This is a genomic window from Streptomyces sp. NPDC008317 (assembly GCF_042955955.1).
Classification (GTDB): Bacteria; Actinomycetota; Actinomycetes; order Streptomycetales; family Streptomycetaceae; genus Actinacidiphila.
This window is the reverse complement of sequence record NZ_JBIBFQ010000003.1, coordinates 453,643-468,135: the sequence shown is the minus strand read 5'-3', so window position 1 is coordinate 468,135 and position 14,493 is coordinate 453,643. Positions and strand designations below refer to the sequence as shown.

Below are 14,493 nucleotides of genomic sequence, written 5' to 3'. Positions count from 1 at the left end.
AAAAGATGTCGGCACCGAACAAGTCGTACGACCCTGTGGAGGTCGAGGCGTTGAAGCCGGAGGAGATCGAGCGGATGCGCGACGCGGCGCTGGCCGCCGTCGCCGCCGCCACCGACCTCGACGCGCTCGCGCACGCGAAGACCGCGCACACCGGCGGCGCCTCGCCGCTGGCGCTCGCCAACCGCGAGATCGGCGCGCTGCCGCCGCAGGCCAAGGCGGAGGCGGGCAAGCGCGTCGGCCAGGCGCGCGGCGCGGTCAACAAGGCGCTGGCCGCCCGGCAGGCCGAGCTGGAGGCGGAGCGCGACGCCCGCGTGCTGGTCGAGGAGGCCGTGGACGTCACGCTGCCCTACGACCGGCGCCCGGTCGGCGCGCGGCACCCGCTCACCACGCTCTCCGAGCGCATCGAGGACATCTTCGTGGCCATGGGCTACGAGGTCGCCGAGGGTCCCGAGGTCGAGAGCGAGTGGTTCAACTTCGACGCCCTCAACTTCCCGCCCGACCACCCCGCCCGCGAGACCCAGGACACCTTCTTCGTCGAGGGCCCCGAAGGCCCCGGCGGCAGCGGCGAGTCCGGCGTGGTGCTGCGCACCCACACCTCCCCGGTGCAGATCCGCGCCCTGCTGGAGCGCGAGCTGCCCGTCTACGTGATCGCGCCGGGCCGCGTCTACCGCTCCGACGAGCTGGACGCCACCCACACCCCGGTCTTCGCGCAGGTCGAACTGCTCGCCGTGGACGAGGGCCTGACCATGGCCGACCTCAAGGGCACCCTCGACCACATGGTGGTCTCGCTGTTCGGCGAGGGCATGACGACGCGGCTGCGGCCCAACCACTTCCCGTTCACCGAGCCGTCCGCCGAGATGGACATGCTCTGCTACGTCTGCCGCGGCGACTCGGTCGGGAACCCCGACCGCCCCTGCCGCACCTGCTCCTCCGAGGGCTGGATCGAGCTGGGCGGCTGCGGCGTCGTCAACCCCAGGGTGCTCACCGCCTGCGGCGTCGACCCGGAGAAGTACAGCGGTTTCGCGTTCGGCTTCGGCATCGAGCGGATGCTGATGTTCCGCCACAGCGTCGAGGACATGCGAGACATCGTCGAGGGTGATGTGCGCTTCACCCTTCCGTTCGGGATGGAGATCTGATGCGGGTCCCGCTTTCTTGGCTGCGGGAGTACGTCGAACTGCCCGCCGGTGAGACCGGCCGCGACGTCCAGGCCAAGCTCATTTCCGCCGGTCTCGAAGTCGAGACCGTCGAACAGCTCGGCGCCGGGCTCAAGGGCCCGCTGGTCGTCGGCAAGGTGCTGACCATCGAGGAGCTGGAGGGCTTCAAGAAGCCGATCCGCTTCTGCACGGTCGACGTCGGCGACGCCAACGGAACCGGCGAGCCGCAGGAGATCGTCTGCGGCGCCCGCAACTTCGCGGTCGGCGACAAGGTCGTCGTGGTGCTGCCAGGCGCCGTGCTGCCCGGCGACTTCGCGATCGCCGCGCGCAAGACGTACGGCCATGTCTCGCACGGCATGATCTGCTCCGCGCAGGAGCTGGGCATGGGCGACGACCACGAGGGCATCATCGTGCTGCCGCCCGAGCACGAGGTGGGCACCGATGCCGTCGAGCTGCTCGAACTGGTCGACGAGGTCCTGGACATCGCCGTCACGCCGGACCGCGGCTACGCGCTGTCGATGCGCGGCGTCGCCCGCGAGGCGGCCATCGCGTACGGCGTCTCGCTGCGCGACCCGGCGCTGATCGACGTGCCCGCGCCCAACGCGTTCGGCTACCCGGTCAAGGTCGCCGACCCGGTCGGCTGCGACCGCTTCACCGCCCGTACGGTCACCGGTCTCGACCCCGAGGCGCGGTCGCCGATCTGGCTCCAGCGCAGGCTCCAGAAGGTCGGCATGCGGCCGATCTCGCTGGCCGTGGACATCACCAACTACGTGATGTTCGAGCTGGGCCAGCCGCTGCACGCCTACGACCGCTCGCGGATCGAAGGGCCGATCGGGGTGCGCCGCGCGCTGCCCGGCGAGAAGCTGACGACGCTGGACGACGTCGAGCGCACGCTGGACCCCGAGGACCTGGTCATCACGGACGACTCCGGGGCGATCGGCCTCGCGGGCGTGATGGGCGGCGCGAACACCGAGATCGCCGCGCCCGCCACCGACCCGGAGACCGGCGTCGTCACCGGCACCACCGAGATCGTCATCGAGGCCGCGCACTTCGCGCCGGTCACCATCGCCCGCACCGCGCGCCGCCACAAGCTCGGCTCCGAGGCGTCCAAGCGGTTCGAGCGCGGCAGCGACCCGCAGGCCACCTCGGCCGCGGCCCAGCGCGCGGTCGACCTGCTGACGGGCCTGGCGGGCGGCACCGCGGACCCCGGCGTCACCGAGGTCGTCTCACCGTCGGCCCCGCGCACCGTCGCGATGGCCGCCGACCATCCGGACCGCGTCGCGGGCACCGAGTACGGCCGCGAGACCGTCGTCCGCCGCCTCCAGGAGATCGGCTGCGACGTCTACGGCAGCGACGAGCTGATCGTCACCGTGCCGAGCTGGCGCCCCGACCTGGCCTTCCCCAACGACCTCGCCGAAGAGGTCATCCGGCTCGAAGGCTACGAGAATCTGCCGTCGACGCTGCCCAAGCCGCCCGCCGGACGCGGGCTGACCGAGTCGCAGCTCCTGCGCCGCCGGGTCGGCCGGGCCCTGGCCGGTGCCGGATACGTGGAGGCGCCGAGCTACCCCTTCGTCAGCGCCGAGGTCTTCGACCAGCTCGGGCTCGACGCGGACGACCCGCGCCGCCGCACGGTGACCGTCGCCAACCCGCTCTCGGACACCGAGCCCGGTCTGCGCACGACACTGCTGCCCGGTCTGCTGGCCACGCTGCGCCGCAATCTGGGCCGCGGCACGCACGACCTGGCGCTCTTCGAGACCGGTCTGGTCTTCCTGCCGACCGGCGCGGAGAAGGCGCCGCCGCGTCTCGCGGTCGACCGCCGTCCGACGGACGCGGAGATCGCGCGGCTCCAAGAGGCGCTGCCGGACCAGCCCCGCCGGGTCGCCGTCGTGCTCTGCGGTGCCCGCGACCGTAATGGCTGGTGGGGCGCCGGACACCCGGCGACCTGGGCCGACGCGGTCGAGGCGGCCCGTACCGTGGCCCGCGAGGCCGGGGTCGAGCTGAGCGTCCGCCAGGACCAGCACGCCCCCTACCACCCGGGCCGCTGCGCCGCGCTGTACGCGGTGGTCGACGGTCAGGAGACGCTGGTGGGCAACGCGGGGGAGCTGCACCCGAGGGTCACCAAGGCGCTCGGCCTGCCCGAGCGGACCTGCGCGATGGAACTGGACATGGACCAGGTCGAGCGCGCGGGCGGCGACCGGCCCACCGGGCCGCGGGTGTCCACCTTCCCGGTGGCGACCCAGGACGTGGCGCTCGTCGTCGACTCCTCGGTCCCGGCCGCCGACGTCGAGCGCGCGCTGCGCGACGGCGCCGGTGAACTCCTCGAATCGCTCCGGCTGTTCGACATCTTCACCGGCGAGCAGATCGGCGAGGGCCGCAAGTCCCTCGCCTACGCGCTGCGCTTCCGGGCCCCCGACCGCACGCTGACGGCCGAGGAGACCACGGCGGCGCGTGACGCGGCGGTCGCCAGCGCCCACGCCCTCACCGGGGCGGTGCTGCGCGGCGCCTGACGGCGCGCAGGACCCGAGAAGGGGGGCCGTCCCGGACGCACCGGGGCGGCCCCCTTCGTCTTTCGGGGAGCGCTCAAGGGTTTCGTCGCTCATTCGAGTGATTACCCCGTTCGGCGGGCCACTTGTGCGCGGGGAATGGCCAGAATCGGTCGGGATGCGGGAGCCGGGCATGCGGGCCGCGGCTCCGACGCTGCCGCGACCGCGGCTTCTGGGGGGAGCCGGGCGGATGATCCGAAACCGGGCAGTCCGTGCGCTGCGAAGGGTGCCGTGGGCGCTGGTACCCGCCGTGTGGGTGGCGGTGATGGGCGTGCTCACCTGGCAGTTGTCCGAAGGCGCGGACGTGCTGCCCGCCCTCGCCGTGACACCCGCGGTGGCCTGCGCGGCGGGCGCCCGGCGGCTCTGGGTGTTCGGCAGCGGGCTGCTGGCGCTCGGCGTGCTGGGCGCGGAACTGGCCGACGACTCCTTCGACGGCTCCGGCCCGGTGCTCGGCGCCGCGGCCACCGCGGTCGCGGTGATAGCCGCGGCGATGTGGACCGCCCGCCGCCGGTCGCTGCTCTGCGACGAGCTGGACCGTACGCGGGAGATCGCCGTCGCCGCCCAGCAGGTGCTGCTGCGGCCGCTGCCGCGCAGAGCGGGCGGCTGGACGGTGGCGGGGGAGTACGTGTCGGCCAGCCGGGGCGCTCACGTCGGCGGCGACTTCTACGAGGTGCTGGCCACGCCGTTCGGGGTGCGGGCGGTCATCGGGGACGCGCGCGGCCACGGCCTGCCCGCGATCGGCATGGTCGCCGCGCTGCTCGGCAGCTTCCGCGAGGCCGCCCATCAGGAACCCGAACTGGCGGGCGTGCTGCGGCGGTTGGACGGGGCCCTGCGACGCCATCTGCGGGAGCGGACCCGCGGTGAGCACCCGGCGGCGGCCGGTGTCCCGCCACAGGATCCGGTCGCCGAGGAATTCGCCACCCTCCAACTCGTCGAGCTCGCCGACGACGGCGCCTACCGGATCGTCAACTGCGGCCACCCGCAGCCGTATCTGCTCGACGCCGCGCCCGGTCCGCTGCCGATCGGCGAACCCCTGCCGCCGCTGGGCCTGTTCGACCCGGCGCGGACGGCCGCACCGGCCGCCACCGGCCATGTGCCGCCCGGCGACGGGCTGTTGCTCTGCACCGACGGCATGCAGGACGCGCGGGACGCCGAGGGCGTCTTCTTCCCGCTGGCCGACGCCCTGGCCGACGCGGCCGACGTACGCCCCGGCACCCCGCTGTCCGGCCGCGCCGTCGCCGCGGACCTGCGCGCCGCCGTCCTGCGGCACGCCGCCGACCGCCCCGCCGACGACGTGGCCCTGCTGGTACTCGTCCGGGACGGTGTACGTCCGGCGGCCCGGCCGCGTACGGCGGCGCTCTCCGGAGTGCCGCGCCGCTGAACGCCCCCTTCCTTGGTAGATATGGGCGGATTGCTCGCCTCTACGAAGGAAGGGGACGGCGTGGTGACAGTGACCGGGCACAGCGCCCCCGCACACGGCGTCGCGCCCGCCGCCGTATCGGCCGCGGAACTCCTGGCCGTCATCGGCCCCGCGGGTCCCGAACGCACCGCGATGCTGGTCGCGCTCGGGCGCGGGCTGCGGCCCGGCGGGCGCAGGACCGGCGTGGCGCGGGTGTACGGCCCCGGGTCCCCCGACCCGTACGACCGCGTCGGTGAACTCCTCGACCTGGCGGCCGTCCACGCGGGCCTGCGTGTCGGTGCCCGGCGCATCCACGAAGCCCTGGCCGCCGCCGGGCTCACCCTGGCCGACCACCCGGACCCGGAGCGGCCGGGCGTCGTCCCCCGCCGCGCCCGCTTCGAACACCTGGGGGTCTGCGACCAGCTTCTCCTGGCCGTCGCCCTGGCCCTCATCCCGGCCCCGGACGTCCTCCTGGTCGACCCCGCCGACCTCGCCGTTCCGGCCGAAGGCCGGATCTGGGGCCGCCTCCGCGGTGTCGCCGCCGCGGGCATCCTCGTGATCGCCGCCGCCCCCACGGCGGACGTGGCGGGCGACCACGCCCACCGCACCGTGGTGCTCCCGCACGGGGAAGCCGTTTGACCTGCCGGTCACCACCGGCATGTTGGACGCCGTTTGGGCTGCCGGTCACCACCGGCACGTGGACGGCTTTTGACCTGCCGGTCACTACCGGCCCCGGTGGGGCGGTTGCCGCATCCCCCCGACCACCCGCCGGTGATGGGTTTCCCGCGCAGTTCCCCGCGCCCCTTCGGCCACGCGCCGTAGCCCGGCCGGGTGTTCGCCGGGTGCCGGTGCGTCGTGGTTGGTCGCGCAGTTCCTCGCGCCCCTTCGGGGGCGTGGGTGCTCGGCTGGGTGCGGCGGGTTTTTAGGGGCGCGGGGAACTGCGCGGCCGGCCACGGCGGTGGTGCGCTGTGCGGACCGGCCTCAGCGGGGCAGGTCCTGTGGGGGTCCGGGCCGGAGGCCCGGTGGTCGCGGCCCTTCGGGGGCGTGGGTGTTCGGCTGGGTGCGGCGGGTTTTTAGGGGCGCGGGGAACTGCGCGGCCGGCCGCGGCGGTGGTGCGCTGTGCGGACCGGTCTCAGCGGGGCAGGTCCTGTGGGGGTCCGGGCCGGAGGCCCGGTGGTTACGCGGGAGCCGGGAGCGCGGCGGCGGGGTGGGGGCGGACGTACGCGCTACGTGGAAGCCTGGAGCGCAGCGACGACGGCTGAGGTGAGGGCGTCGAGCTGCGCTCGGGAGTAGGCGGCGCGCATGACGGCCAGACGCCAGTAGAGCGGGCCCGCGATGAGGTCGAGGGCGAGCTCGGGATCGGCGCTGGGGGACAGCTCGCCGCGCGCGGCGGCCTGGCGTATGACGGCGACGGTGATCCCGCCCTGGGCCTCGCGCAGCGCGGTGCGCAGCGTGTCGGCCAGCTCGGGACTGCGAGCGGCCTCGGCCAGCAGATCGGGGATGATCTGCGCCGCGACCGGATGCCGCAGGGCCCGCGCGCTGACGTCGAGCAGGGCGCGGACGTCCCCGTACAGCGTGCCGGTGTCGGGCACGGGAAGGCCCTGCGCGGCGAAGTCGGACACCATGTCGAGCACCAGCGGCAGCTTCGAGCGCCACCGGCGGTACACGGCGGCCTTGCCGACCCCCGCGCGCCGGGCGATGCCCTCCATCGACATGCGCCCGTAGCCGACGGCGGCCAGCTCGGCGAAGACGGCCGCCCGGATCGCCTCGGTGACGTCCTCGCGCAGCACGGCGGCGCCCGCCGGGGCGCGGCGCGGACCGCCGGTCGTCGTGGACGGAGAAGCGGCCTCGGCGGAGTCGGTCATGCGAGCGATCCTAACCCGACGTGACGACGGAACGGTTGCGTTCCATCCCGCGACTGCTCTACCGTCGACCGTGACGACGATACGGGCCCGTTCCGTTGTTGCGCAGGTGTCTCCCCATGCCCGTCACCCGAAGGCAGCCGCCCATGCCCGTCGCCTCTCCCGCCGTGATCACCGCTCCGCGCGCACCCGCTCGGCCGGGCCCCGCGGACCTCGCTCCCGCCGCGCTCGCCGCCGCCCACGGCCTGACCGTCAGCGGCGCCCGCCCCGGAATCGTGGAGTACACCCGGCGGCTCTGGGCCCGCCGCCACTTCGTCACCGCCTTCGCCGGCGCCCGGCAGGCCGCCCTCTACAGCGACGCGCGCCTCGGCCAGCTCTGGCAGGTGCTCACCCCGCTGCTCAACGCGGCCGTCTACTTCCTGATCTTCGGACTGCTGCTCGGCGCGGGCCGCGGCGTCACGGACTACATCCCGTTCCTGTGCACCGGGGTCTTCGTCTTCACCTTCACCCAGTCGGCCGTCCTCGGCGGCGCCCGCTCGCTGACCGACAACATCGGACTCGTCCGCGCCCTGCACTTCCCGCGCGCCTGCCTGCCGATCGCCGCCACCCTGCTCCAGCTCCGGCAGCTCCTGCTCTCCCTCGGCGTGCTCTCGGTCATCGTGGTCGCCGAGGGCATCCCGGTCACCGCCCGCTGGCTGCTCGCCGTCCCCGCGCTGGCCCTCCAGTCGCTCTTCAACGCGGGGCTGGCCCTGGGCCTGGCCCGCGTCGGCGCCAGGACCACCGACTTCGCCCAGGTGCTGCCCTTCGTGCTGCGGACCTGGATGTACGTCTCCGGGGTCTTCTACGACCTCTCCCGGTTCACCGTCGGCGCGCCGCACGCCGTCGCGGTGATGCTCAACGTCAACCCCGCCCTGGTATATGTCGGTCTGATGCGTTTCGCGCTGATCGACAGCGTCACCCGCGAACAGCTCCCGCCGCACATCTGGCCGCTCGCGGTCGGCTGGGCGGCCGTGGCCGCCTGCGCCGGGTACGCGTTCTTCTGGTCGTCGGAGGAGGAGTACGGCCGTGGCTGAACCAACGGACGAGGCAACGCAGGAGACCGCGCTGAACGCCGTCCCGAACAGCGCCAGGGGCCTGGCCCCCGAGCTGGCTGCCGCCCTGGACCCGAAGATCGCCCCGGAGGTCGCCCCGCGCCTGGTCCGGCCCCTGGTGCCCACCGTCATCGTCGACGGACTGCACGTCGTCTACCGGATCTACGGCGCGGGCACCGGCCGGGGCAACGCGACCTCCGCCCTGCACCGGCTGGTCTCCCGCAGGGCCTCGCCGAACGTCCACACCGTGCACGCGGTCAGGGGCGTCACCTTCACGGCCTACCGCGGTGAGGCGATCGGCATCATCGGCTCCAACGGCTCGGGCAAGTCCACCCTGCTCAAGGCCATCGCGGGCCTGCTCCCCGCCGACCGCGGCCGGGTCTACACCGACGGCCAGCCGTCCCTGCTCGGCGTCAACGCCGCCCTGCTCAACGACCTGACCGGCGAGCGCAACGTCATCCTCGGCGGCCTGGCCATGGGCATGTCCCAGGAGGAGGTGCGCGAGCGGTACGACGGCATCGTCGAGTTCTCCGGGATCAACGAGAAGGACGACTTCATCTCGCTGCCGATGCGGACGTACTCCTCCGGCATGGCCGCCCGGCTGCGGTTCTCGATCGCGGCGGCCAAGAACCACGACGTGCTGATGATCGACGAGGCGCTGGCCACCGGTGACCGCGCCTTCCAGAAGCGCTCGGAGGACCGGATCAGGGAGCTGCGCAAGGAGGCGGGCACCGTCTTCCTCGTCAGTCACAACAACAGCTCCATCCGCGACACCTGCGACCGCGTGATCTGGCTGGAGAAGGGCGAGCTGGTGATGGACGGCCCGACCGAAGAGGTCGTCGCCGCCTACGAGGAGCACAGCGGCGGCAGCTGAACCGCTGGTCGCGGCACATGTCGATGCCGTCGGGGCTTGAAGTACGGAGCCCGCTCCTGCATCGTCTCCAGGGAGATCACCGCGCCGGGACGGCTTTCGAGCGGCCCGTACCCGGCGCGGGTGCGGGGACACCGGTACCCGGACGGCTCGCGGTCACGAGCCGATGTGGTGCCGGCCACTGTGCTCACAGCACAGTGCGCCACGATTCTCTGCGTCGTCGGCACATTGTCGGGTGTATCCGGGCTTTCTAGCCTCGGACCCAGGGCCTCGGAGTACCCGGGGCCGCCCGGCCCCATCGACCAGGCTCCCGTCCCGCACCGCGTCGAACCAAAGGACGACAGCAATGACCAGGAAGCACCTCAAGCCGTCCGTCGCGGTCGCGGCATGTGCGGTCGCGGCCGTAACGCTCGCCGCCTGCGGTTCCGGCTCAGGCTCCGGCGCCAAGGCGAGCGCAGGCCCGACCTCGTACGTCTCCGGCGGCACGTTCAACGTCGGGCTCAACGACGACCCGGGCAGCCTCTCGCCGCTCACCGGGGTCTCGCTCGTGCAGCGCCAGCTCGTGCCGTACGCCTACGAATCGCTCGTCTACACCTCGGGGGACGGCCAGTCCCTGCCGTGGCTCGCGCAGAGCTGGACGCAGACCCCCACCTCCGTGACGTACACCCTCAAGGACGGCGTCACCTGTTCCGACGGCAGCACGTTCACGGCCGCGACGGCCGCGAACAACATCACCTACCAGGCGGACGCCAAGCACGGCACCTTCTGGCACGGCTCCGACGTCACCGCCGACATGAAGGCCACGGCCGAGGGCAACAAGCTCACGATCACCTCGAAGACCAGCAACCCGTTCCTGCTCAGCATGACGGGCGAGGTCGAGATGGTCTGCCAGGGCGGCCTCGACAAGCCCGACTCGCTGAAGAACGCGACCAACGGCACGGCGCTGTTCCACCTGACCACCGCCAAGGCGGGCAACGAGTACGTCTACACCAAGCGCACCGACTACACCTGGGGACCCCAGGGCGTCACCAGCAGCACCAAGGGGCTGCCCGACAAGGTCGTCGGGAAGGTCGTGACCGACGAGTCCACGGCGGCGAACCTGCTGCTGTCCGGCGGACTCAACGCGGCAGGCGTGGCGGGCACCGACCGCGACCGCCTCCAGGCCGCCAAGCTGGCGTCCAAGGGCGTGCCGAACCCGATCGGCGAGATGCTCTTCAACGAGCGCTCCAGCCGGCCGACCTCCGACGAGCGCGTGCGCAAGGCGCTCACACTCGCCCTCGACCGCTCCTCGGTCGGCGACCTCGTCACCAACGGCCACTCCGAGGAGATGAAGTCGCTGGTCGTCCAGGCGCCGTTCCTGTGCGTCAAGGGCGGCCCGAAGTGGACGCTGCCCGCCACCGACAAGGCGAAGGCCGGCGCGCTGCTGGACGAGGCCGGGTACCCGGCAGGCTCCGGCGGCAAGCGCTCCAAGGACGGCAAGCCGCTGACCATCCGCTTCCTGTACGACGCGGGCACGCCCAGCCACTCCGCCGCCGCCGAGGAGATCCAGGCCGAGTGGAAGGAGATCGGCGTCGACACCAAGCTCGTCGCCGAGGACCCGACCGGCTGGTCCACCGACCTCTACCAGTCCTACGACTGGGACACCGGCTTCATCCAGCTCGCCCCCAACAAGCCCTCCACGCTCAGCCTGTTCTTCCTCGGCGCCACCAGCGAGAAGGGCGGCTACAACTTCATGGACGTGCGCAACCCCGCGTACGACGACCTGGCCAAGCAGGCGATGACCGCCAAGGACACCACGGCGGCGTGCGACCTGTGGCAGAGCGCGGAGAAGGAACTGATCGACCGGGCCGACGCCTACCCCCTCGCGCAGACCGCGGCGCCGACCTTCTTCAACAAGGCCACCGCCGACGTGCCCTGGGGCATCGCGCCGACGACCATCCGCATGCTGGGCTGACGGCATGACGATCCCTTCGAACGCGGTCACCACCGCCGCGCCCCCCGAGCAGGCCGAACCGGCCGCCGCTCGGGCCGGGCGCCCCCGGCTCCTGGCCGGATCGCCGAGGCTCGAATTCGTCCTGCAACGACTGCGTCGCGCGGCGATCTCGTTCGCCGTCGTGCTGGTGGCGTCGTTCTTCATGGTCCAGCTCGTGCCGGGCGACCCGGTACGAGCGGCCCTGGGGCCCACCGCCCCGCTGTCGACGGTGAACGCGCTGCGCCAGCAGCTCGGCCTCGACCAGTCGCTGTGGGCCCAGTTCACCCACTACGTCACCGCGCTGCTGCACGGCGACCTCGGTACGTCGATCACCTCGCAGCGACCGGTCTCCCAGATCCTCGGCGAGCGGCTGCCCACCACGCTGCTGCTGGCCGTGATCTCCTTCCTCGTCGCCGTCGTCGGCGCGTTCCCGATCGGCGTCGCCACGGCGGTCTCGGCCCGGAGCGGTCGCCGCCGCTTCCTCGACCTCGGGGTGTCGGGACTGCTCGGCATCCTCATCGCGATCCCGAACTTCCTGCTCGCGGTGCTGCTCATCGCGACCCTCGGCGTCGGCCTGCCGCTCTTCCCGCCCGCGGGATGGGGCACGCCCGGCCAGGCGGTGCTGCCCGTGCTCGCGCTGGCCATCGGGCCGCTGGCCTACCTGGCCCGGATCGTGCACATCGAGATGCTGCGCGTGCTGGACGCCCCGTACCTGACCACCGCGCGCAGCAAGCGGCTGCCCGGCCGGCTGCTGTACCTGCGGCACGCGCTGCCCAACATCGTCACCGCCACCCTCACCGCGGGCGGCGTGGTGCTGGTCGGACTCGTCGCGGGCACCGTGCTCGTGGAGACGGTGTTCACCGTGCCCGGCATCGGGTCCACGATCGTCTCCTCGATCACGGCCAAGGACTACCCGCTGATCCAGGGGATCGTGCTCGTGTACGCGCTGCTCGTCCTCGGGGCGAACCTCGTCGTGGACCTCGCCATCGCGGTCCTGGACCCGCGCTCGACGATCGCGGAGGCATGACCATGCTGCGCCGTACCCTCCTCACCCCGCAGGGCATCGCCGTACTCGCCGGTCTCACGCTCGTCGTGCTCGCCGCGGTCGTCGGCCCCTTCGTGTTCGACCACGCGGCCACCACCCGGAACATCGCGGGCCGCCAGGCACCGGTCAGCCTCTCCCACCCCTTCGGCACCGACGAACTCGGCCGCGACCTGTTCGCCCGCACCGTCGTCGCCACCCGCCTGTCGGTGCTGCTGACCCTGGGCGCCGCGGGCATCTCCGTCGCGGGCGGCGTCGTGCTCGGCATCGTCGCCGCGGTGCTGCCGCGCGCGCCGCGCCGCCTGGTCACCGCCTTCATCGACATCCTGCTGTCGTTCCCGTGGCTGCTGCTCGCGCTGTTCTTCTCCGTCATCTGGGGCGCGACGGCGCGCGGCGCGATGTTCGCGATCGGCTTCGCGGGCGTCCCGGTCTTCGCGCGCCTGGTCTCCACCCTCGCCTCGTCGGTCGCCAACACCGACTACGTGCACGCCGCGCGGCTGGTCGGCAGCCCGCCGCTGCGCACCGCGCGGCGGCACGTCCTGCCGAACATCCTGCCGCCGCTGGTCGTCAACATCGCCGCGCACGCGTCGGCCACGCTGCTCTCCTTCGCCGCGCTGTCCTTCCTCGGCCTGGGCGTGCAACCCACGCAGTACGACTGGGGACGGCTGCTCAACGAGGGCTCCAAGCGCATCTACTCGGCGCCCATGGCGGCGATCGGGCCGGGCATCGCGATCGTGCTCACCGGTGTGCTGTTCTCGCTGCTGGGCGAGGTGCTCAGCCAGTCCCGCGCCCGGACCGTGCACGCCGTACGCCCCCGGTCGGACGGCGCGGGCGTCACCCCGGCCGAGGGCGAGGCCGTCGCCGAGGTGAAGAACCTGCGGGTCTCCTTCCGCGCCGACGACGGCTCCCTGGTCCAGCGGGTGCACGGCGTGGACCTGACGATCGGACCGGGGGAGGTCGTCGGCATCGTCGGCGAGTCGGGCTCCGGCAAGTCGGTCACCGCCATGGCCCTGGCCGGACTGCTCGGCCCCGAGGCGCTGGTGGAGAGCGAACGCCTGGTCTTCCGCGGCATCGACATGGAACGGCGGCCCAGGGCCGCCGAGCGGCGCAGGCTCGGCCTGGAACAGGCGATGATCTTCCAGGACCCGCTGTCCTCGCTCAACCCGGCCCTCACCGTCGGCCGGCAGCTCACCGAGGCCAGCGAGATCCACGCGGGTGTGGCGCGCGGCGCCGCGACGAAGCGGGCCCTGGACGCCCTCGCCCTGGTGCGCATCCCCGACCCGGAACGGCGGATCCGGCAGCTGCCCCACGAGTTCTCCGGCGGCATGCGGCAGCGCGCCATGATCGCGATGGGCCTGATGGGGACGCCCCGGCTGATCATCGCCGACGAGCCCACGACCGCCCTGGACGTGACGGTGCAGCGGCAGGTGATGCGTGCGCTGCGCGACGCCCGCGAGCGGACCGGCGCCGCGATCCTGCTGATCTCCCACGACATCGCCCTGGTGAGCGGCTTCTGCGACCGCATCGCCGTCATGCGGGACGGCGTGGTGGTCGAATGGCTGGACGCGCGACGGCTGGACGAGGCGCGGCACCCGTACACGCGCGGTCTGATCGCCTGCGTGCCCGACATGACGACCGACAGGACCCGCGCGCTGCCGGTGGTCGGCGTCGCCACACAGGAGGAGGCGACCGCGTGAGCACGCTCGAATTCGACCACGTCACGGTGCGCTTCGGCCACGGCCGGGCCGCCCAGACGGCCGTCGACGACGCCTCGCTCGTCGTCCGCTCCGGCCGGACGCTCGGGCTCGTCGGCGAGTCGGGGTCGGGCAAGTCGACCATGGCGCGGGTCGCGGTGGGACTGGCGCGCGCCGACGCGGGCACCGTACGCCTCGACGGCGTCGACCTCACCGCCCGCTCGCGCGAGGCCAGACTGGCCCGCCGCCGGGTGCAGATGGTCTTCCAGGACCCGCTGGCTGCGCTCGACCCGCGAATGCCCGTGGGCGTCTCCGTCGCGGAGGGCCTGCTCGCCACCGGGCGGCGGCTCAACCGGACCGACCGGGAGGCACGGGTCCGCGAACTGCTCGACCTCGTCCACATCGACCCGTCCCGGGCGGGCGACCGACCGGCCCGCTTCTCCGGCGGCCAGCGGCAACGGATCACCATCGCGCGGGCGCTGGCGGCCGAACCCGCCGTACTCGTCGCCGACGAGATCACCTCGGCGCTCGACGTCAGCGTCCAGGGCGTGGTCCTCAATCTGCTGCGCGAGCTCCAGAGCGAACTCCACCTGACCATGCTGTTCATCTCGCACAACCTCGCCGTGGTGCGCTACGTGAGCGACGAGGTCACCGTCATGCGGGCCGGCCGCGTCGTCGAGCACGGGCCCACCGACGCCGTGCTCGCCGACCCCGCCGATCCCTACACCCGCGAACTGCTGCGGTCGATCCCCGTGATGGGAAGGCCGCTCGACCTCGACGACCTCGACGACGCTTCCCTCGACGACACCGCCGACCTCGACACCAGCCTCGACCTCGACGGCACCCCTCGACCCTGAAGACCCCT

The 14,493-nt window shown here is 73.0% G+C and carries 11 protein-coding genes; 10 read left to right on the top strand and 1 reads right to left on the bottom strand.

The window, feature by feature from the left end:
• Positions 1 to 5: 5 nt before the first annotated feature.
• The 4 genes from pheS (at position 6) to ACFY9V_RS11685 (ending at position 5,735) form a co-directional block, all read left to right on the top strand.
• The gene (pheS, locus tag ACFY9V_RS11700; RefSeq protein ID WP_391046334.1) at positions 6 to 1,136 is read left to right on the top strand and encodes a phenylalanine--tRNA ligase subunit alpha; all 1,131 of its coding nucleotides are present in this window, start codon (positions 6 to 8) and stop codon (positions 1,134 to 1,136) included.
• A complete protein-coding gene (gene pheT, locus ACFY9V_RS11695; protein WP_391046336.1) occupies positions 1,136 to 3,661 on the top strand; it encodes a phenylalanine--tRNA ligase subunit beta in 2,526 nt (841 codons plus the stop codon). The genes pheS and pheT overlap by 1 nt, the downstream gene beginning before the upstream one ends.
• Before the next feature lie 262 nt (positions 3,662 to 3,923).
• A complete protein-coding gene (locus ACFY9V_RS11690) occupies positions 3,924 to 5,078 on the top strand; it encodes a SpoIIE family protein phosphatase (protein ID WP_391160984.1) in 1,155 nt (384 codons plus the stop codon).
• Between the two features lie 60 nt (positions 5,079 to 5,138).
• Positions 5,139 to 5,735: a hypothetical protein gene (locus tag ACFY9V_RS11685; RefSeq protein ID WP_391160983.1), complete on the top strand. Its 597-nt coding sequence runs from the start codon at positions 5,139 to 5,141 to the stop codon at positions 5,733 to 5,735.
• A gap of 587 nt (positions 5,736 to 6,322) precedes the next feature.
• On the opposite strand, the gene ACFY9V_RS11680 is transcribed toward ACFY9V_RS11685, so the two are convergent.
• Entirely contained in the window at positions 6,323 to 6,961 is a 639-nt protein-coding gene (locus ACFY9V_RS11680; protein ID WP_355332851.1) for a TetR/AcrR family transcriptional regulator, read from the bottom strand.
• A 116-nt stretch (positions 6,962 to 7,077) separates the two neighbouring features.
• On the opposite strand from ACFY9V_RS11680, the gene ACFY9V_RS11675 reads away from it, so the two are divergent.
• The 6 genes from ACFY9V_RS11675 to ACFY9V_RS11650 all read left to right on the top strand — a co-directional run bounded on the left by ACFY9V_RS11675 (position 7,078) and on the right by ACFY9V_RS11650 (position 14,485).
• On the top strand, positions 7,078 to 8,031 hold the full coding sequence (locus tag ACFY9V_RS11675; protein ID WP_391160981.1) for an ABC transporter permease: 954 nt from the start codon (positions 7,078 to 7,080) through the stop codon (positions 8,029 to 8,031).
• 136 nt (positions 8,032 to 8,167) lie between these two features.
• Positions 8,168 to 8,923: an ATP-binding cassette domain-containing protein gene (locus ACFY9V_RS11670; RefSeq protein ID WP_391161383.1), complete on the top strand. Its 756-nt coding sequence runs from the start codon at positions 8,168 to 8,170 to the stop codon at positions 8,921 to 8,923.
• A gap of 343 nt (positions 8,924 to 9,266) precedes the next feature.
• Positions 9,267 to 10,874 (top strand): ABC transporter substrate-binding protein, encoded by a 1,608-nt coding sequence (locus tag ACFY9V_RS11665; RefSeq protein WP_391160979.1) that lies wholly within the window; start codon positions 9,267 to 9,269, stop codon positions 10,872 to 10,874.
• Between the two features lie 4 nt (positions 10,875 to 10,878).
• Positions 10,879 to 11,919, top strand: a complete 1,041-nt coding sequence (locus ACFY9V_RS11660; protein WP_355332846.1) for an ABC transporter permease — start codon at positions 10,879 to 10,881, stop codon at positions 11,917 to 11,919.
• Positions 11,916 to 13,631 (top strand): ATP-binding cassette domain-containing protein, encoded by a 1,716-nt coding sequence (locus ACFY9V_RS11655; RefSeq protein ID WP_391160977.1) that lies wholly within the window; start codon positions 11,916 to 11,918, stop codon positions 13,629 to 13,631. The genes ACFY9V_RS11660 and ACFY9V_RS11655 overlap by 4 nt, the downstream gene beginning before the upstream one ends.
• On the top strand, positions 13,628 to 14,485 hold the full coding sequence (locus ACFY9V_RS11650; RefSeq protein ID WP_391160975.1) for an ATP-binding cassette domain-containing protein: 858 nt from the start codon (positions 13,628 to 13,630) through the stop codon (positions 14,483 to 14,485). Before ACFY9V_RS11655 ends, ACFY9V_RS11650 begins: the two co-directional genes overlap by 4 nt.
• The last annotated feature ends 8 nt before the right edge of the window (positions 14,486 to 14,493 follow it).